This window comes from Parasulfitobacter algicola (genome assembly GCF_013315265.1).
GTDB lineage: Bacteria > Pseudomonadota > Alphaproteobacteria > Rhodobacterales > Rhodobacteraceae > Parasulfitobacter > Parasulfitobacter algicola.
This window is the reverse complement of record NZ_JABUFE010000003.1, coordinates 18,559-33,429: the sequence shown is the minus strand read 5'-3', so window position 1 is coordinate 33,429 and position 14,871 is coordinate 18,559. Positions and strand designations below refer to the sequence as shown.

15 protein-coding genes are annotated in these 14,871 nt (G+C 52.8%); 4 read left to right on the top strand and 11 right to left on the bottom strand.

Annotated features, from left to right (window positions below; genetic code table 11):
- Positions 1 to 4: 4 nt before the first annotated feature.
- Positions 5 to 823 (bottom strand): urease accessory protein UreD, encoded by an 819-nt coding sequence (locus tag HRQ87_RS06205; RefSeq protein WP_174136398.1) that lies wholly within the window; start codon positions 821 to 823, stop codon positions 5 to 7.
- A 147-nt stretch (positions 824 to 970) separates the two neighbouring features.
- Here HRQ87_RS06205 and pyrC point away from each other — a divergent pair, with 147 nt between their 5' ends.
- From pyrC to HRQ87_RS06190, 3 genes are all read left to right on the top strand, one after another.
- Positions 971 to 2,017 carry a dihydroorotase gene (pyrC, locus tag HRQ87_RS06200; RefSeq protein ID WP_174136396.1) on the top strand — a complete coding sequence of 349 codons (1,047 nt, stop codon included), beginning with the start codon at positions 971 to 973 and terminating at the stop codon, positions 2,015 to 2,017.
- On the top strand, positions 2,014 to 2,691 hold the full coding sequence (locus tag HRQ87_RS06195) for an orotate phosphoribosyltransferase (RefSeq protein WP_174136394.1): 678 nt from the start codon (positions 2,014 to 2,016) through the stop codon (positions 2,689 to 2,691). The genes pyrC and HRQ87_RS06195 overlap by 4 nt, the downstream gene beginning before the upstream one ends.
- A 216-nt stretch (positions 2,692 to 2,907) precedes the next feature.
- Positions 2,908 to 4,392 carry a replicative DNA helicase gene (locus HRQ87_RS06190; protein ID WP_174137159.1) on the top strand — a complete coding sequence of 495 codons (1,485 nt, stop codon included), beginning with the start codon at positions 2,908 to 2,910 and terminating at the stop codon, positions 4,390 to 4,392.
- 61 nt (positions 4,393 to 4,453) lie between these two features.
- Here the strand turns inward: HRQ87_RS06190 and HRQ87_RS06185 are convergent, their stop codons facing one another.
- From HRQ87_RS06185 to glmU, 9 genes are all read right to left on the bottom strand, one after another.
- Positions 4,454 to 5,290, bottom strand: coding sequence for an ATP-binding protein (locus tag HRQ87_RS06185; protein ID WP_174136392.1), 837 nt, complete (start codon positions 5,288 to 5,290; stop codon positions 4,454 to 4,456).
- A complete protein-coding gene (gene tatC, locus HRQ87_RS06180) occupies positions 5,287 to 6,138 on the bottom strand; it encodes a twin-arginine translocase subunit TatC (RefSeq protein WP_174136390.1) in 852 nt (283 codons plus the stop codon). The genes HRQ87_RS06185 and tatC overlap by 4 nt, the downstream gene beginning before the upstream one ends.
- Positions 6,138 to 6,578: a Sec-independent protein translocase protein TatB gene (tatB, locus tag HRQ87_RS06175; protein WP_174136388.1), complete on the bottom strand. Its 441-nt coding sequence runs from the start codon at positions 6,576 to 6,578 to the stop codon at positions 6,138 to 6,140. The genes tatC and tatB overlap by 1 nt, the downstream gene beginning before the upstream one ends.
- Before the next feature lie 27 nt (positions 6,579 to 6,605).
- Positions 6,606 to 6,839, bottom strand: a complete 234-nt coding sequence (gene tatA, locus HRQ87_RS06170) for a twin-arginine translocase TatA/TatE family subunit (protein WP_174136386.1) — start codon at positions 6,837 to 6,839, stop codon at positions 6,606 to 6,608.
- Positions 6,840 to 7,062: 223 nt separating this feature from the next.
- Positions 7,063 to 8,148: an ABC transporter ATP-binding protein gene (locus HRQ87_RS06165; RefSeq protein ID WP_174136384.1), complete on the bottom strand. Its 1,086-nt coding sequence runs from the start codon at positions 8,146 to 8,148 to the stop codon at positions 7,063 to 7,065.
- Positions 8,149 to 8,372: 224 nt separating this feature from the next.
- Positions 8,373 to 8,939 carry a pyridoxamine 5'-phosphate oxidase family protein gene (locus HRQ87_RS06160; protein WP_174136381.1) on the bottom strand — a complete coding sequence of 189 codons (567 nt, stop codon included), beginning with the start codon at positions 8,937 to 8,939 and terminating at the stop codon, positions 8,373 to 8,375.
- Positions 8,932 to 9,384 carry a DUF3592 domain-containing protein gene (locus tag HRQ87_RS06155; protein ID WP_174136380.1) on the bottom strand — a complete coding sequence of 151 codons (453 nt, stop codon included), beginning with the start codon at positions 9,382 to 9,384 and terminating at the stop codon, positions 8,932 to 8,934. The genes HRQ87_RS06160 and HRQ87_RS06155 overlap by 8 nt, the downstream gene beginning before the upstream one ends.
- A gap of 23 nt (positions 9,385 to 9,407) precedes the next feature.
- On the bottom strand, positions 9,408 to 11,219 hold the full coding sequence (gene glmS, locus HRQ87_RS06150; protein ID WP_174136378.1) for a glutamine--fructose-6-phosphate transaminase (isomerizing): 1,812 nt from the start codon (positions 11,217 to 11,219) through the stop codon (positions 9,408 to 9,410).
- The gene (gene glmU, locus HRQ87_RS06145) at positions 11,219 to 12,565 is read right to left on the bottom strand and encodes a bifunctional UDP-N-acetylglucosamine diphosphorylase/glucosamine-1-phosphate N-acetyltransferase GlmU (protein WP_174136376.1); all 1,347 of its coding nucleotides are present in this window, start codon (positions 12,563 to 12,565) and stop codon (positions 11,219 to 11,221) included. Before glmU ends, glmS begins: the two co-directional genes overlap by 1 nt.
- Before the next feature lie 105 nt (positions 12,566 to 12,670).
- Here glmU and HRQ87_RS06140 point away from each other — a divergent pair, with 105 nt between their 5' ends.
- Positions 12,671 to 13,333, top strand: a complete 663-nt coding sequence (locus tag HRQ87_RS06140; protein ID WP_174136374.1) for an HAD-IA family hydrolase — start codon at positions 12,671 to 12,673, stop codon at positions 13,331 to 13,333.
- On the opposite strand, the gene HRQ87_RS06135 is transcribed toward HRQ87_RS06140, so the two are convergent.
- Positions 13,334 to 14,557, bottom strand: coding sequence for a glycerate kinase type-2 family protein (locus HRQ87_RS06135; RefSeq protein WP_174136372.1), 1,224 nt, complete (start codon positions 14,555 to 14,557; stop codon positions 13,334 to 13,336).
- Between the last annotated feature and the right edge of the window lie 314 nt (positions 14,558 to 14,871).

Here is a 14,871-nt window from a genome sequence, read left to right as displayed (position 1 = left end):
CCTGTTACATTTGCCAAACACGAGGCAGCGGTGCCACCCGCAACTTTTCCAAAACGCGCGCTGTGGCATGACGTAAGGGAAATGCATCATCTGCCATTATCCGAACCACACATTTTCCATCCCAAGCAGAGGCTGCGGCCACCGAATCATCTGGTAGGACCTCGCGAATACCGACCAGCACATCTTCGGCCCCTTGGGCGCAGAAAACAATCGTCGTAAATGCCCGGGCCGAAGCCAGCGTGGCGCAATTATGCCGGTCCTGCAAGGTTCCTGATGTGATCTTCACAGGTTCAATCATAATCGGTTGACCTGCGCGAAAAATGCGGCGTCGGTCAAGCAGATGCATCTTTTCCACTGTCTCGCCCATTGCAGCACGCCCCAGAACAATAGTCTCAACGCCCAGAAACTGCGCATCGTTCGCCAAATGCACATCTGTGCTGCGATCCAGCGATCCATGATCAAAAAGGATCGTTTCCTGCGGCAACCAATGCAGTATTGCCCCCGCGTCCGCTTTGAGTGTCACGTCAACTTGGGCCACACCACTTGCACTTGCATAGACCCGTTCTGCCGTCTGCGTCGTTGCAATAACGGATGTGCCCTTGCCTGCCGTGACGCTGAATTCCAGATTGTCACCCCCCGTTAACCCCCCGGCAGTGTTCAGAAAAACAACCTCAGGCATGGATGAATACACATTTGGCAACATCGCTTTGGCGGATCCTGACTGATGCAAATGCTGCAATCTTGTTTGCATCCCACGCAAAGCAACGCCAACACTGGCACGGCCCCTGGTGCGCTGCATGATCTGAGATGTGGTATCAAACATGTCCTAATCAGAGTGACGACCAATACACCACGCATCAATCCCAAGCGTGTCAATTCCAGTTTTGCCAAGCTCAATTCCAAGTCGCTGCATAATTTTTAGGCACATATCCCCATGGTGCTGCGCGCGCAGATTGTGTAAGCGATCCGCATGACGCAAGAACTGACTATACGCCGCCCTGACGACTGGCATCTTCACCTGCGCGATGGGGCGATGCTGCAGGGCGTTCTGCCTGAAACCACCCGTCATTTCGCCCGCGCGATTGTGATGCCGAACCTTGTACCGCCCGTGGTGACAGGTGCTGACGCCGCCGCCTACCGCGACCGGATCATGGCTGCGATGCCGGATGGGGCCACATTTACCCCACTGATGACGCTCTATCTAACCGAAGACACCGACCCCGACGATGTCGCCGCCGCCCACGCCAGCGGGCTGGTCACGTCGGTCAAGCTTTATCCGGCGGGGGCCACGACGAATTCAGCCTCGGGTGTGCGCGACTTCGACAAGGTGCGCCCGGTGCTAGAGAAGATGGCTGAAATCGGCATGCCCCTTTGCGTCCATGGCGAGGTCGTGGATGCCGACATCGACATCTTTGACCGCGAGGCCGTGTTCATCGACCGCGTGCTGGACCCGATCCGCCGCACCACACCGGGGCTGCGCGTGGTGATGGAGCATGTGACAACCCGCGACGCGGTGGATTATGTGCAAAGCAACCCGGCCGATCTGGGCGCGACGATCACGACGCACCACCTGATCATCAACCGCAACCACATGCTGGTGGGCGGGATCAGACCGCATTACTACTGCCTGCCAGTGGCCAAGCGCGAAAGCCACCGTCAGGCTCTGGTTGCCGCCGCAACCAGCGGCGACGCACGGTTTTTCCTGGGCACCGACAGCGCACCGCATACGGACCCGAATAAAGAAAGCGCTTGCGGCTGTGCGGGGGTGTTTTCCGCGACAAACACCATGTCCTGCCTGGCCGAGGTGTTTGAGGCCGCGGGCGCCCTGGAAAGGCTGGAAGGGTTCGCCAGCCTGAACGGCCCGGCGTTCTATGGCCTGCCCCCGAACGACACCCGGATCACCCTGATCAAAGGCGATCCGATCGCTTATCCCGACAAAATCCACACCGGCGACGGCCCCGTGACGGTCTTTGACCCGGGTTTTCCCCTGCGCTGGCGTATTGAGGTTGACGCATGATCCCCACAAGTTTTCCCGATGCCCCTGAAATGGCCCGCCTGACTGCGCGGATGCTGCTGGAAATCAAGGCGGTGCACTTCAATGCAGATGAGCCGTTTACGCTGGCCTCGGGCCTGCCCTCGCCCACGTATATTGATTGCCGCAAACTGATCAGCTATCCGCGCATCCGGTCGACGCTGATGGATTTTCTGACCGTCACCGTCATGCGGGATGCGGGGTTTGAGGCCTTTGATAATATCGCGGGCGGTGAAACGGCGGGCATCCCCTTTGCCGCGATGGTCGCCGAACGGATGGCGCTGCCCATGACCTATGTGCGCAAAAAACCCAAGGGGTATGGCCGCAACGCGCGGATCGAAGGGGCGATGTCTGAGGGTCAGCGCGTGCTGCTGGTCGAGGACCTGACGACCGATGGCGGATCAAAGCTGAGTTTTGTTGATGCGATCCGCGAAACGGGTGCCACCTGCGGGCACACGGCGGTGATTTTCTATTACGGGATTTTCCCCGATACAGAGAAAACTTTGGGCGATCACGGCATCAAATTGCATTCGCTTTGCACTTGGTGGGATGTCCTGGCCGAGGCGAAAGCGCAAAAAGCCTTTGATACGAATACGTTGTCCGAGGTTGAGATATTTTTGAATGATCCACGTAAATGGCAGTCGGAAAGAAGTGGATAACTTTGTCGGGCCTGTGAATAAAACTGTCCACAGAATCACGATTTTATTCAAAATATAGTAGCCATAGATCTGCGGTACCGCTACAATTTGATTAACACTGTCATCGAATTTTTTACTAACAGTTTTGCGCACAGTACAGTCCACAGACCTTTACACATGGATTATACTGGGTCCAAACTGCTATCAGATCGTTCAAATGAAAAGACGGGCAGAACAATGAACGAATTGGCGACAATCAAACCTGTCGATGGTGAAGTTGCGGATACCGTGCCGCATTCCATCGAGGCCGAGCAACAGTTGCTGGGCGCCATTCTGACGAATAATGAAATTTTTGACCGTGTCGCTTCGATCATCGGTGCCGAACATTTTTATGATCCCGTCCATGCCGTAATTTTCGAAACAGCTGCACGCCGGATTACGCAAAATAACTTGGCCTCGCCCGTCACCCTGAAAGCTTTTCTGGAAGATCACGAAGGTCTTGCTGAATTGGGCGGCCCTGCTTATTTGGCGCGTCTTGCCGGCGCTGCGATCAGTGCCTTTGCAGCCCGTGATTACGCGCAAATCATCTATGATCTGGCTGTGCGACGCGAATTGATCCGTGTTGGAAATGACATTGCCGCGAAAGCAGCTAAGGTCGATGTTGACAGTGAACCACGTGAACAGATCGTCGAAGCTGAACAGCAACTTTATTCACTGGCTGAACAAGGTCAAACTGAACGTGGCTTTCAAAGTTTTCTAAGCGCGGTCACTGATGCGGTGAATGTTGCTAATGCCGCTTACCAACGCGAAGGCGGGCTGGCCGGTGTCTCCACCGGTTTGATTGATATGGATAAAAAGCTGGGTGGATTGCACCGGTCAGACCTGTTGATCTTGGCCGGGCGACCGTCGATGGGCAAAACCTCTCTGGCGACGAATATCGCTTTCAACATCGCGAAGGCTTATAAAAAAGGCAAACTGGCTGATGGGTCTGAGGGGGCCGTGGATGGCGGCGTTGTAGGGTTCTATTCCCTTGAGATGTCGGCCGAACAATTGGCTGCGCGTATCTTGTCAGAAGCATCCGAAGTGCCGTCCGAACAGATCCGCCGCGGTGATATGACCGAAGCTGAATTCAGGCGCTTTGTCGAAGCCGCCAAATCGCTTGAAGCCTGTCCGCTTTACATCGATGACACGCCTGCCCTGCCCATCGCCCAACTGGCCGCCCGCGCCCGTCGGCTAAAACGGACCCATGGTCTGGATGTTCTGATGGTTGACTATTTGCAGCTGGTACGCGGCACCGGACGATCCGAAAACCGGGTAAATGAGATTTCAGAAATCACCATGGGACTGAAAGCCATCGCCAAGGAATTGGATATTCCCGTTGTGGCACTGTCACAGCTGTCACGTCAGGTTGAAAACCGCGAAGACAAACGCCCGCAGCTATCAGATTTGCGCGAATCCGGATCGATTGAGCAAGACGCCGATGTCGTGATGTTCGTCTTCCGCGAAGAATATTATAAAGAACGTGAAAAACCGGGTGATCACGATCTGGAAGCCATGGCTAAATGGCAAGAAGAAATGGAACAGCTGCACGGCAAAGCCGAAGTGGTTATCGGCAAACAGCGCCACGGCCCCATTGGAACAGTGGATCTTAGTTTTGAAGGTCGATTTACGCGTTTTGGCAACCTGGTGAAGCCGTGGCAGCAAAACGATGATACGTTTTAAATAGTTGGAAAACTCTGCGCCGATGCAACGTGACGTGAACAAAAATTGCGCGGGCGTCTGATCAGATTTGAATTCCGCGTCGCCCTGCAAGATCCATGAAATATTGCCAAGCCACACGACCCGATCTGCTGCCGCGTGTCGCTTGCCACTCAACCGCTTCAGCACGCAAGGTCGCATCGTCGATTTGAATACCGTAAGCAGCGCAATACCCACGGATCATATCCAGATATTGATCCTGATCGCAGGCATGAAACCCAAGCCACAACCCAAAGCGATCTGACAGGGATACTTTTTCCTCAACCGCCTCGGCGGGATTAATAGCCGACCCGCGTTCGTTTTCGATCATATCGCGGGGCATCAGATGACGTCTGTTCGATGTGGCATACAACACGACGTTATCTGGCCGTCCTTCAATCCCGCCATCCAAAACGGCTTTTAGCGATTTGTAATGCTGATCATCGTGGCTGAAACTTAGATCATCGCAGAACAGAACAAACTGCCTTTCGGTCCCACGTAGCAGGTTTAGCAAGCGCCCGATCGATGGTAAATCTTCGCGCTGCACTTCAACCATTTTTAAAGGCTGTCCCTGGTCCACGATTGATGCATGGATTGCTTTGACCAGCGACGATTTCCCCATGCCCCGCGCGCCCCAAAGCAACGCATTATTGGCAGGCAGACCTTTAGCAAACTGTAGCGTATTGGCCAGCAACGTGTCACGCGATCTGTTGATACCCACCAGCAGATCCAGCGCCACGCGGTTTACACTTGGTACAGGCTCCAGCCGGTCCGGATCGACATGCCAAACAAATGCGTCTGCTGCATCAAAATCCGGAACATCCACCGTGGGCGGGCAGATCCGTTCTAACGCGGCGGCGATCCGGTCCAGCGGGTCACTCAAAGTTCATCCCCGGCCAGATCTTCTTCGTCATCCAATAGACCCTGTTCGCGCAACCTTGCATTTCGGCGTTTTTCGATACCCGAGACAAGCCAGATTGATATTTCATACAAACCATAGACTGCCACAAACAGAATAACCTGCGTGATAATGTCTGGGGGTGTCACAATGCCTGCCAAAATAAGGATCGCCACAACCGCATATTTGCGCATCACAGCCAATCCTTTAGCCGTCACCAGACCTGCTTTGCCCAAAAGACTTAGTAAAACCGGCAGCTGGAAACATAAGCCAAAGGCCATGATGAAGGTAATCGTCAGTGACAGATATTCTGCTATCGAACCCTGGAACAATACGCTTGGAGCATCAGTTCCTGCAACAGCATCGCCGGTTGCGGTCAGTTGTTGGAAATTCAGAAAGAAGTCAAAGGCCAGCGGAATGACCAAAAAGAATGCAAAGGATGCCCCCGTAAAAAACATGAACGGTGACGCCAGCAAGAATGGCAAGAACGCCCCACGTTCAGACTTATAAAGCCCCGGCGCAATGAAGCGCCATAGCTGATAACTGATCACCGGGAACGCCAATGCAAAGCCGCCCAAAAGCGATATCCGGATGGCGACAAAAAAGCCTTCTTGCAACTTGATCAATACAAGGCTGCAATCCTGGCCACGGTCTGCAAGTGCGGCACAAATCGGCGTCGTCAGAAAATTAAAAATCGGGTTCCAGACGTAAAAACACGCAAAAACGCAAATAATAAAAGCAATCGCCGCACGGATCAGCCGGCTGCGAAGTTCTGCCAAATGTTCGATCAGCGGCGCGCTGCTATCGTCAATCTCATCTTCTGTGCTGCTCATTATTTTGTCTCAGACGATCCGCCAGCATCCGCTGGCTTGTCAGCATCGGCCTTGGCTGATGCTTTAGTTGCAGCAACCTCTTTGGCTTTCTGGGCAGCGGTTGCACGTTTTTCAGCCAGCTTTTCTGTTTCCGTTTTGACGGCAGGTTTATCTTGGGTTGGCTTAGGTTTACCGGGTTCCCATTTATCGAACCGGTCTGCTGCATCATTCAATGCATCCAATCCCATCGACTTAGCAGATGTCATGCCCCGTAAATCACGCGATATATCATTTGCGCCAGACTGTTCTGCCGCTTCACTCATGGCTGACTGGAATTCACCAGCCATCCTGCGCACCTTGGCCATCATCTTGCCCATTGCACGAAACATCACGGGCAAATCCTTGGGACCCACGACGATCAGGGCAACAATCCCGATCAGGATAAGTTCACTCCACCCCATTGGGTTCTCCGGTCCGGGCCAAGCGCCTTAGGACTTTTCTTTCTCAGCTTCAGCAGGGGTGACATCTTTAGCAGCATCCGCATCGGCTTGCTCAAGCTCTTGTGTGCCTTCTTTTACCCCTTTGCGAAAAGATGTGATGCCTTTGCCCACTTCGCCCATAAGTGATGAAATCTTGCCACGGCCAAACAACACCAGAATGACGACCGCAATCAACAGCCAACCCACGGGTGGGATGTTGGTAATAAACAGCGGTGTAATCATCTTTATTCCTCCGAATATGTATCAGATGCGATGTTCGCACCTATCCAACTTGTCCACATTTAGGTCCAGGGCACCTGGGTTAAAAGCAACTAAATGGGATTTATTTATGTTTTGATGCGCTTTGAACGCATTATTCTCGCAGATTCTTGTTCATGATTGGAATACGACAGTTTTACTGTCTGATAAAGCTGAAACCGCATCTTCACACCGATGTGTCGTATCGTCAGCCTTTTGCCGGAAACACAAAGCAGCGATCCCGGCGGATCATTAACCACAGTGGCGTGCCCGTTTTGGGCAAGAAAACAGATGGAATCGTGGCCCGCAAAATGGACTGATCAAAGTCCATCCGAAACTCGACCAGACTTTCATTGCCCATGAACCGGGCGCGTTCAACGACACCCCGGGCTGGCGTTCCATCTTGTGGTGTCGGATTTGGACCGCGCCCCTGACGATCAAAGTCGATTTTGATGTGTTGGGGCCGAATAACGATATCAACCGATGCACCATCCGCGACACCAGGGGCCAGAAACTGACCAAATGCCGTTTCTGTCAATGCACCCTGCACCTTACCACGTATCACATTGATATCGCTAAAAAAGGCAGCAGCTTCACGATCTTTTGGGGCATTATACAGATTATAGGGCGCGCCCTGCTGTACGATTTTACCATCCCGCATCAATGCAATTTCATCAGCCATTCGCATTGCCTCATCAGGCTCGTGTGTGACCAGCAAAACAGCAGTGCCTTCTTCTTTCAGAACGGCAAGCGTGTCATCACGAATGTCATCGCGCAGACGATTATCAAGACCTGAAAACGGCTCATCCATCAACATAATCTTTGGGCTCGGCGCCAAAGCACGCACCAAAGCGACGCGCTGCTGTTCACCACCTGATAACTGATGTGGATAATCATCAATATATCGTTCCAGATCTACCCGCCGCAAAAGCTGGATCACCCGAGAACGCTTTTCTGCCTTGGCACCACGCAGCCCAAACGCTACGTTTTCCGCAACGGTTAAATGTGGAAATAAGGAAAAGTCCTGAAACATCAAACCGATAGAACGATTTTCCGGGGGAATGCGGAATATCGTGTCGCAAACCAACTCACCATCCACATGAATTGTACCACTGTCTTGCATCTCAACCCCCGCAATGATGCGCAGAGTTGTCGATTTGCCGCACCCTGATGGGCCCAGCAAACAGGTCACCTGACCTGGCTGAACCGTCAAAGACACGTGATCCACCACGGCACGGCCCCCAAAGCTGCGCGTGATATCCTTGATCTCTAATCTAGGGGGTGACGTATCCAAATTATCCTGCCCGTTATCCGATCAATTTAATCGGAATTCGAAATCAAATAGCAATCACAACACATATCAGCAAGGGCAGCTTGCTGATATAATATGTCAAAACGCAGTGTTTCCACCTTTACGGTCAATAGCGCCAAGCACCTTCTTCTTGGCAAAAATATTCTCGCCGAAGGCAAATCGCACGAAGTGCCAGAAAAAATACGCGCCCTGCGCGTTCATTCGGATCACGCGTCATCAACGCCTAGATTTTTCTCAATAATATGTGTCGGCATCCCATCAATCGTCTCAGTATTCCGCGTGGCCCAATGTGCACGCACGCCTTCTTGGCCCTTATCCTCGCCCCATTTTTGCAAAACATGCCGCTCGCCCACATAATCTAAAAACGGAATGGAATATCCGCACGATGTTTGCACCAGATCGACCGTCAGATCATAAATCTGCCTTGCGCCAACAGATTTGGGAAAATGATCGTAAAGCGCGTGCCAGTCATCATCCAAATGATGAACCGCCCGCGCGGTTCCATACAGCCGCAGGATCATCGGGCGTTTCGCGAACGAACACCACATCAAGGTCATGCGTGGATTGTTCAGCAAATGCCCCGCCGTTTCATTCCCGCTGCCCGTAAGGTTCAGCCAGATTATGCGGTTAGGCGCAAGAACTCGCAAACTGTCCATGCCTTTGGGCGACACATTCACGCGTCCATCCGTTGCCGCAGTGCCCACAAAAAACAGATACTGGTCTTCAATAAAGCGCTGATGCGTATCTTCAATCTGATCAAACTGCTTAGCCATGGTTGGGTATCCGGCGTTTTTCAGCAATTCCCATAGCAATAAAAATCCCTAGCCCAATGAGAATAGGAACAAGTCCCACAATCAGAAAAATCAATCCAAACCCCCAAAGTGCGAAAAAGCTGTCAAACTGAATATTATCGCTGTGATCGTGATTGTAATAGACTTCGACTGTCTCACCTATGTCGAAATCATAAAGGTTCGAAGACCACCATGTTTCCGCTTCATGCGGCGTGCCTGTTTCATCAAGATAGCGAACGGTTGGGCGATACATTTCTGTGCCGTCGCTATAGCTGACTTCAACATCAATAACAGTTGCCTCCACAAGACGGGCATCTTTCATGAACTGATTTTGATTATAAAGAAACACGGCCCCGATCACCGCGAAGATCAATCCAAAAAAGGTCAACCCAGCAAAGACCAGCCACCTGATATTGTTATATGTCATTTGGTCAAAAACACTTCCGATATTTACTCAACTGTTACAGACTTTGCCAAATTGCGCGGCTGGTCAACATCCGTCCCCTTGGCAACAGCGGTATGATAAGCCAACAGTTGCGCGGGGATCGCATACAGGATGGGCGCAAATAGATCAGGCACCTCTGGCATGATCAAGGTTTCCCACATTCCGTCGCCCGCTTCTTCTGCGCCCTTGGCATCTGTGATCAACAGTACCTTTCCACCACGCGCCATGACTTCCTGCATGTTCGACACGGTTTTGTCGAACAGCCGATCACTGGGCGCCATGACAACAATTGGCGTCTTTTTATCGACCAGCGCGATAGGGCCATGTTTCAATTCGCCCGAGGCATAACCTTCGGCATGAATATAGCTGATTTCCTTTAACTTCAGTGCACCTTCCATCGCCAATGGGTACATCTGTCCGCGACCCAGAAACAGGATATCCGTCGCCTCGGCCAATTTGCGGGCTAGCTTTTTCATGACAGTGTTGCCTGACAATGCATGGTTCATCAGCCCAGGCAGATTACGCAGATCAGTCAAATGACCGTTAAGCGTTTCTGCGTCCATCCGCCCTTTGTCCTGGGCAGCTTTCAACGCCATCAGAACCAGAACCACCAACTGACAGGTAAATGCTTTGGTCGATGCAACACCAATTTCGGTTCCCGCATAAATCGGCAGCACCACATCACTGCCCCGCGCGATTGAACTTTCTGGTACGTTAACCACCGACAAGATCTGATCTGCACGGCCTTCGCAGTATTGCAATGCTGCCAGCGTGTCGGCCGTTTCGCCCGACTGACTGACAAACAACGCCACCGTGCCCGTCGGGATCGGCGGTTCACGGTATCGGAATTCGGATGCGATATCGACCTCAACCGGGATACCAGCCAGTTGTTCAAACCAGTATTTCGCAGTCAGGCAAGCATAAAACGCTGTTCCGCACGCCACCATCACCAGCCTGTCGATCTTGGTGAAATCCACATCCGGCAGCGCGATCTGACCGTTTTGGATATGGTGCCCCAAGGCATCGCCAATTACGGCGGGCTGTTCAGCGATCTCTTTTGCCATAAAATGCTTATGACCGCCCTTTTCGACCTGGGCTGCATCAATCTGGATTGTCTTGATTGGACGATTGGCCAGTTTGCCTTTGGCATCACGTATCTGGAGCGATGTGCGTGTCAGAATCACGCAATCGCCTTCCTCAAGATATGTCACGCGGTTCGTCATCGGTGACAAGGCCAGCGCGTCTGATCCCACGAACATCTCGCCCTCGCCGTGCCCAATGGCCAAGGGCGACCCCTTGCGCGCGGCAATCATCAGATCATCTTCGCCATCAAACAGAAAACAAAGGGCAAAGGCGCCCTCAAGCCGGGCGATTGTTTTCAGTGCTGCGTCCTGCGTAGACATGCCTTGTGTCATGTGATGATGGGTCAGCAGGGCCACTGTTTCTGTATCGGTTTCCGTTTCAAAGCCGATGCCATGTTCTGCCAACTCAGACCGTAATTCGCGAAAATTTTCGACAATGCCGTTATGTACCACTGCAACCGGTCCGGCTTTGTGCGGATGCGCGTTCCCCACCGATGGTGCGCCATGCGTTGCCCAACGTGTATGACCAATCCCGGATTTACCCGGTAAGGGATCATGCACTAGAAGATCTGACAGATTCACCAGTTTGCCCACAGCACGGCGGCGATCCAGCACGCCGTCATTCACAGTCGCGATGCCCGCACTGTCATAACCGCGATATTCCAGACGTTTCAATGCTTCGACAATAATCGGGGCGACCTCATGCGTGCCCAGAACACCAACAATCCCGCACATCAGTTCAATCCCTTTGCTTTAATCGCACGCAGCCGATTCATCATTCGCCGCGCAAGCCCTGTTTTGTTCACTTGACGGCTGCGCCCCAATGCCAAATCACCGGCTGCCACGTCTTCAGTGATAACCGATCCACTGCCTGTCATCGCCTCGTCCCCGATATCAACTGGGGCTACCAGCATGGTATTTGATCCAATAAAAGCGCGTTCACCAATCACTGTGCGATGCTTCATAACACCGTCATAGTTGCAGGTGATCGTGCCTGCGCCAACGTTCGTGTCTGCGCCAATCTCGGCGTCCCCGATATAAGACAGGTGATTAACCTTGGCCCCTGCCGCCAGTTCAGCGTTTTTCACTTCAACAAAATTTCCAACACGCACGCCTTCGGCCAATTCGGTGCCAGGACGCAGACGTGCATAAGGCCCAACAATCGCACCGCGCGATACATGGCAGCCTTCAAGATGTGAAAATGCACGGATCGTCGCCGCGCTTTCCACTGTCACATCGGGCCCGAAAACCACGTTGGGCTCGATCATAGTATCGCGGCCAACCACCGTGTCATGCGCAAAGATCACAGTATCGGGCGCCTGCAGTGTTACGCCGTTGTCCATCGCGTCGGCCCGGGCGCGGGCCTGAAATGCAGCTTCGGCTTCAGCTAACTGAGCGCGCGTATTTATACCTAGGGTTTCAGCCTCGTCACAGGTGACGATAGTCGTTGTCAGATCGCGACTGCGTGCAATGGCAGGGATATCTGTCAAATAATATTCGCCCGCTGCGTTATCGTTTTTTACCGCATCCAGCAGATCAAATAAAACCGTTGCATCTGCTGCCATAACCCCTGAATTACAAAGGGTTACTGCGCGCTGATCATCGCTTGCGTCTTTGTATTCGACGATCCGGTCTAATTGATCACCGACCATAATCAGACGACCATATCGACCCGGATCGGCAGCCTGAAATCCCAAAACAACCACGGCATGATCTCTGCGGGTCTTGATCATCTGTTCCAAAGTGTTTGGCGCGATAAAGGGCGTGTCGCCAAAAAGGACGATCACATCGCCCTGAAAGCCCTGCAAGGCCTCACGCGCCTGTAAGACCGCATGGCCCGTGCCCAATTGTTCGTCTTGCATCACAACGCGTACGTCCGCGTCCCAATTTTTGGCCGCAGCCTTGACCGCGTCAGCTCCATGGCCCGCAACAATCACCGTACGTTCCGGTTCAACTGACGCGCCTGACTTCATCGCGTGTACCAAAAGCGGCGCGCCAGCCACCTGATGCAGCACTTTGGGAAGATCGGAATTCATCCGCGTACCCTGTCCGGCCGCAAGAATAATAAGGGCTGTGGACATATTGGCCTCTTTCTTTCTGCTCTGCGCCGTTCTATCGGTTCCGGGGCCGCCCGCAAGAGGGCACGCCATCACAGTTGTTTACCATACGTGACAGATCGGAGCCCCATGCGCACAGTGATTTTTGACCTCGACGGCACATTGGCCGATACAAGCCGCGACCTGATTGCCGCGGCAAACACCTGTTTTCAGGATTTGGGCCTTGGCAATCTGTTGGATCCTGTTGATGATGCAGCGACCGCCTTTCGCGGTGGTCGCGCCATGCTGGCGCTTGGGTTTTCACGAGTCGACGGATTTGGCGAAGACGACATTGACCGTCAACAACCGCTTTTTGTGAAAGCCTATGACAATAATATCGATACCCACACGACCCTTTACCCTTACGCAATGCAGGCCGTGGAAACCCTGAAATCAAACGGCTTTGCTGTGGGCATCTGCACCAACAAACCGGCAGGATTGGCCGAAAAGCTGCTGACGCGGCTTGGCGTGCGCAATGAATTTGCATCCATGATCGGGGCAGATACCTTGCCTGTGCGCAAACCCGATCCTGCGCCTTTTATCGCAGCTGTCGAACAGGCAGGCGGGACAGTTTCAAGATCCTGTTTGATTGGTGATACGGATACGGATCGCAAAACCGCACGCGCGGCCGGTGTTCCGTCAGTCTTGGTCACATTTGGTCCGTCGGGTGATACTGTTCGTGACCTTGAACCCGAAGCGCTGCTGCATGATTACAAAGATCTGCCTGCTATTGCCGTGAAATTACTGGTCTAGCTACCAGCGGATCAAAACGCCAAGATCGGCGACATTGGTGCCTGTGGCCCCGGTGATCAAAAGATCGCCTGTCGCTGACAGCAAATGATAGCTGTCATTCTTCACTAAAATAGCGTTCGGATCGATCCCATTGGTCCGTGCACGGTCCAGTGTGCCTGCATCAACCACCCCCCCTGCCGCATCAGTCGGTCCATCGCGCCCATCTGTACCGCCTTGCAGATAAACCCAATTATCCCAACCCGCTTGTTCGGCAAGCATGGCCACACGCAAGGCAAGCTCTTGATTTCGTCCACCTTTTCCCTGCCCAGTGATACGTACGGTCGTTTCACCACCAAACAGATAAGCCCCCGGACCATTTGCAAACTGAATAATTTGCGCCGCAGCATCCCTGACATCACCAGTCAATGGCGTTGCAAGCACCCTAGCATCAGGCACTTGGGCAGCCATCGCATCCAGACTGATCTGGTTGGATCCTATAATATCATTCTCAGCAATCAAATTGGGCTGCATGTCATCGGGCTGTGATAGGTGATCGCGTACTGATGGGGGCATATCACCCCAGATTTCCAGCTCTTCAAGCGCGGCACGCGCCTGCATGCGGTTGCCAAGCGGCGATGCTGTTGGGCCACTGGCAATCGCACGCAGATCGTCACTGACCACATCTGACAGAATCAGCGCCCTGACCTGCGCAGGTGCCGCAAGCCGCAAAAACCCCCCGCCCTTTAACCGAGAAATGTTCTGGCGAACCAAATTCATTGTTTCGATATCAGCACCCGACGATAAAAGACTGCTGTTAACGGCCTGCTTATCAGCCAAGGTGATCCCCGGAACCGGTGCAGGTAAAAGCGCAGATCCGCCCCCGCTGATTAAAGCCAGAATATTGCCCTGCGCCTTTTGCAATGCATCACACACTGCATCCGCAGCCATTACACCGTTTTCATCAGGCACGGGGTGACCCGCCGCGAACACCCGAGCACCGGATAATTCGCCTGCATTTTCATAATTTGTAACAACGATCACACCTAGGGGCGCGGGTATTCTGGATAATGCAGCCTGGGTCATCCGCATCGCTGCTTTGCCAACAGCGATAATCTGCAGATGATGTTCGGCCGCGGGATGCGAATGCAGCGCTACTTGCACGGCACGGAACGGATCAGCCCGATCAACACCCGCTTGAAAAACCGTTAACGCAATATGACGCATCTGTGAAAGTTCTGGTGACATCCCTTGTTGATGCACAAAGACTGATCCAAGGTCCATAGCATCAATGATAAGCGGATTATTGCCGATTTTGCACTTTACGCTGTTGCGAAAGAATATGTCGCAAAACCTCGAAAACCTTTAAGCATCCAACAGCGCCCCTAGCTAATCTTACATAATATCTTTTAATTTCATATAGATAGATAAATCCATAAAGTGCTGAACATCGGATCAAAAGCGCCTTAATTGCACATTATTCCACCAGTTGATCAATATTTCGCCAACTTTCCCTTAAGTAAAGTTAATGTTGCTATTGACGATCCCCGCCATTCGCATTC

What these genes read in the sequence shown, in the direction of transcription:
- HRQ87_RS06205 (WP_174136398.1), bottom strand. Translation starts at nt 823, where the DNA reads ATGTTTGATACCACATCTCAGATCATGCAGCGCACCAGGGGCCGTGCC.
- pyrC (WP_174136396.1), top strand. Translation starts at nt 971, where the DNA reads ATGACGCAAGAACTGACTATACGCCGCCCTGACGACTGGCATCTTCAC.
- HRQ87_RS06195 (WP_174136394.1), top strand. Translation starts at nt 2,014, where the DNA reads ATGATCCCCACAAGTTTTCCCGATGCCCCTGAAATGGCCCGCCTGACT.
- HRQ87_RS06190 (WP_174137159.1), top strand. Translation starts at nt 2,908, where the DNA reads ATGAACGAATTGGCGACAATCAAACCTGTCGATGGTGAAGTTGCGGAT.
- tatC (WP_174136390.1), bottom strand. Translation starts at nt 6,138, where the DNA reads ATGAGCAGCACAGAAGATGAGATTGACGATAGCAGCGCGCCGCTGATC.
- tatB (WP_174136388.1), bottom strand. Translation starts at nt 6,578, where the DNA reads ATGGGGTGGAGTGAACTTATCCTGATCGGGATTGTTGCCCTGATCGTC.
- tatA (WP_174136386.1), bottom strand. Translation starts at nt 6,839, where the DNA reads ATGATTACACCGCTGTTTATTACCAACATCCCACCCGTGGGTTGGCTG.
- HRQ87_RS06160 (WP_174136381.1), bottom strand. Translation starts at nt 8,939, where the DNA reads ATGGCTAAGCAGTTTGATCAGATTGAAGATACGCATCAGCGCTTTATT.
- HRQ87_RS06155 (WP_174136380.1), bottom strand. Translation starts at nt 9,384, where the DNA reads ATGACATATAACAATATCAGGTGGCTGGTCTTTGCTGGGTTGACCTTT.
- glmS (WP_174136378.1), bottom strand. Translation starts at nt 11,219, where the DNA reads ATGTGCGGGATTGTTGGTGTTCTGGGCACGCATGAGGTCGCCCCGATT.
- glmU (WP_174136376.1), bottom strand. Translation starts at nt 12,565, where the DNA reads ATGTCCACAGCCCTTATTATTCTTGCGGCCGGACAGGGTACGCGGATG.
- HRQ87_RS06140 (WP_174136374.1), top strand. Translation starts at nt 12,671, where the DNA reads ATGCGCACAGTGATTTTTGACCTCGACGGCACATTGGCCGATACAAGC.
- HRQ87_RS06135 (WP_174136372.1), bottom strand. Translation starts at nt 14,557, where the DNA reads ATGTCACCAGAACTTTCACAGATGCGTCATATTGCGTTAACGGTTTTT.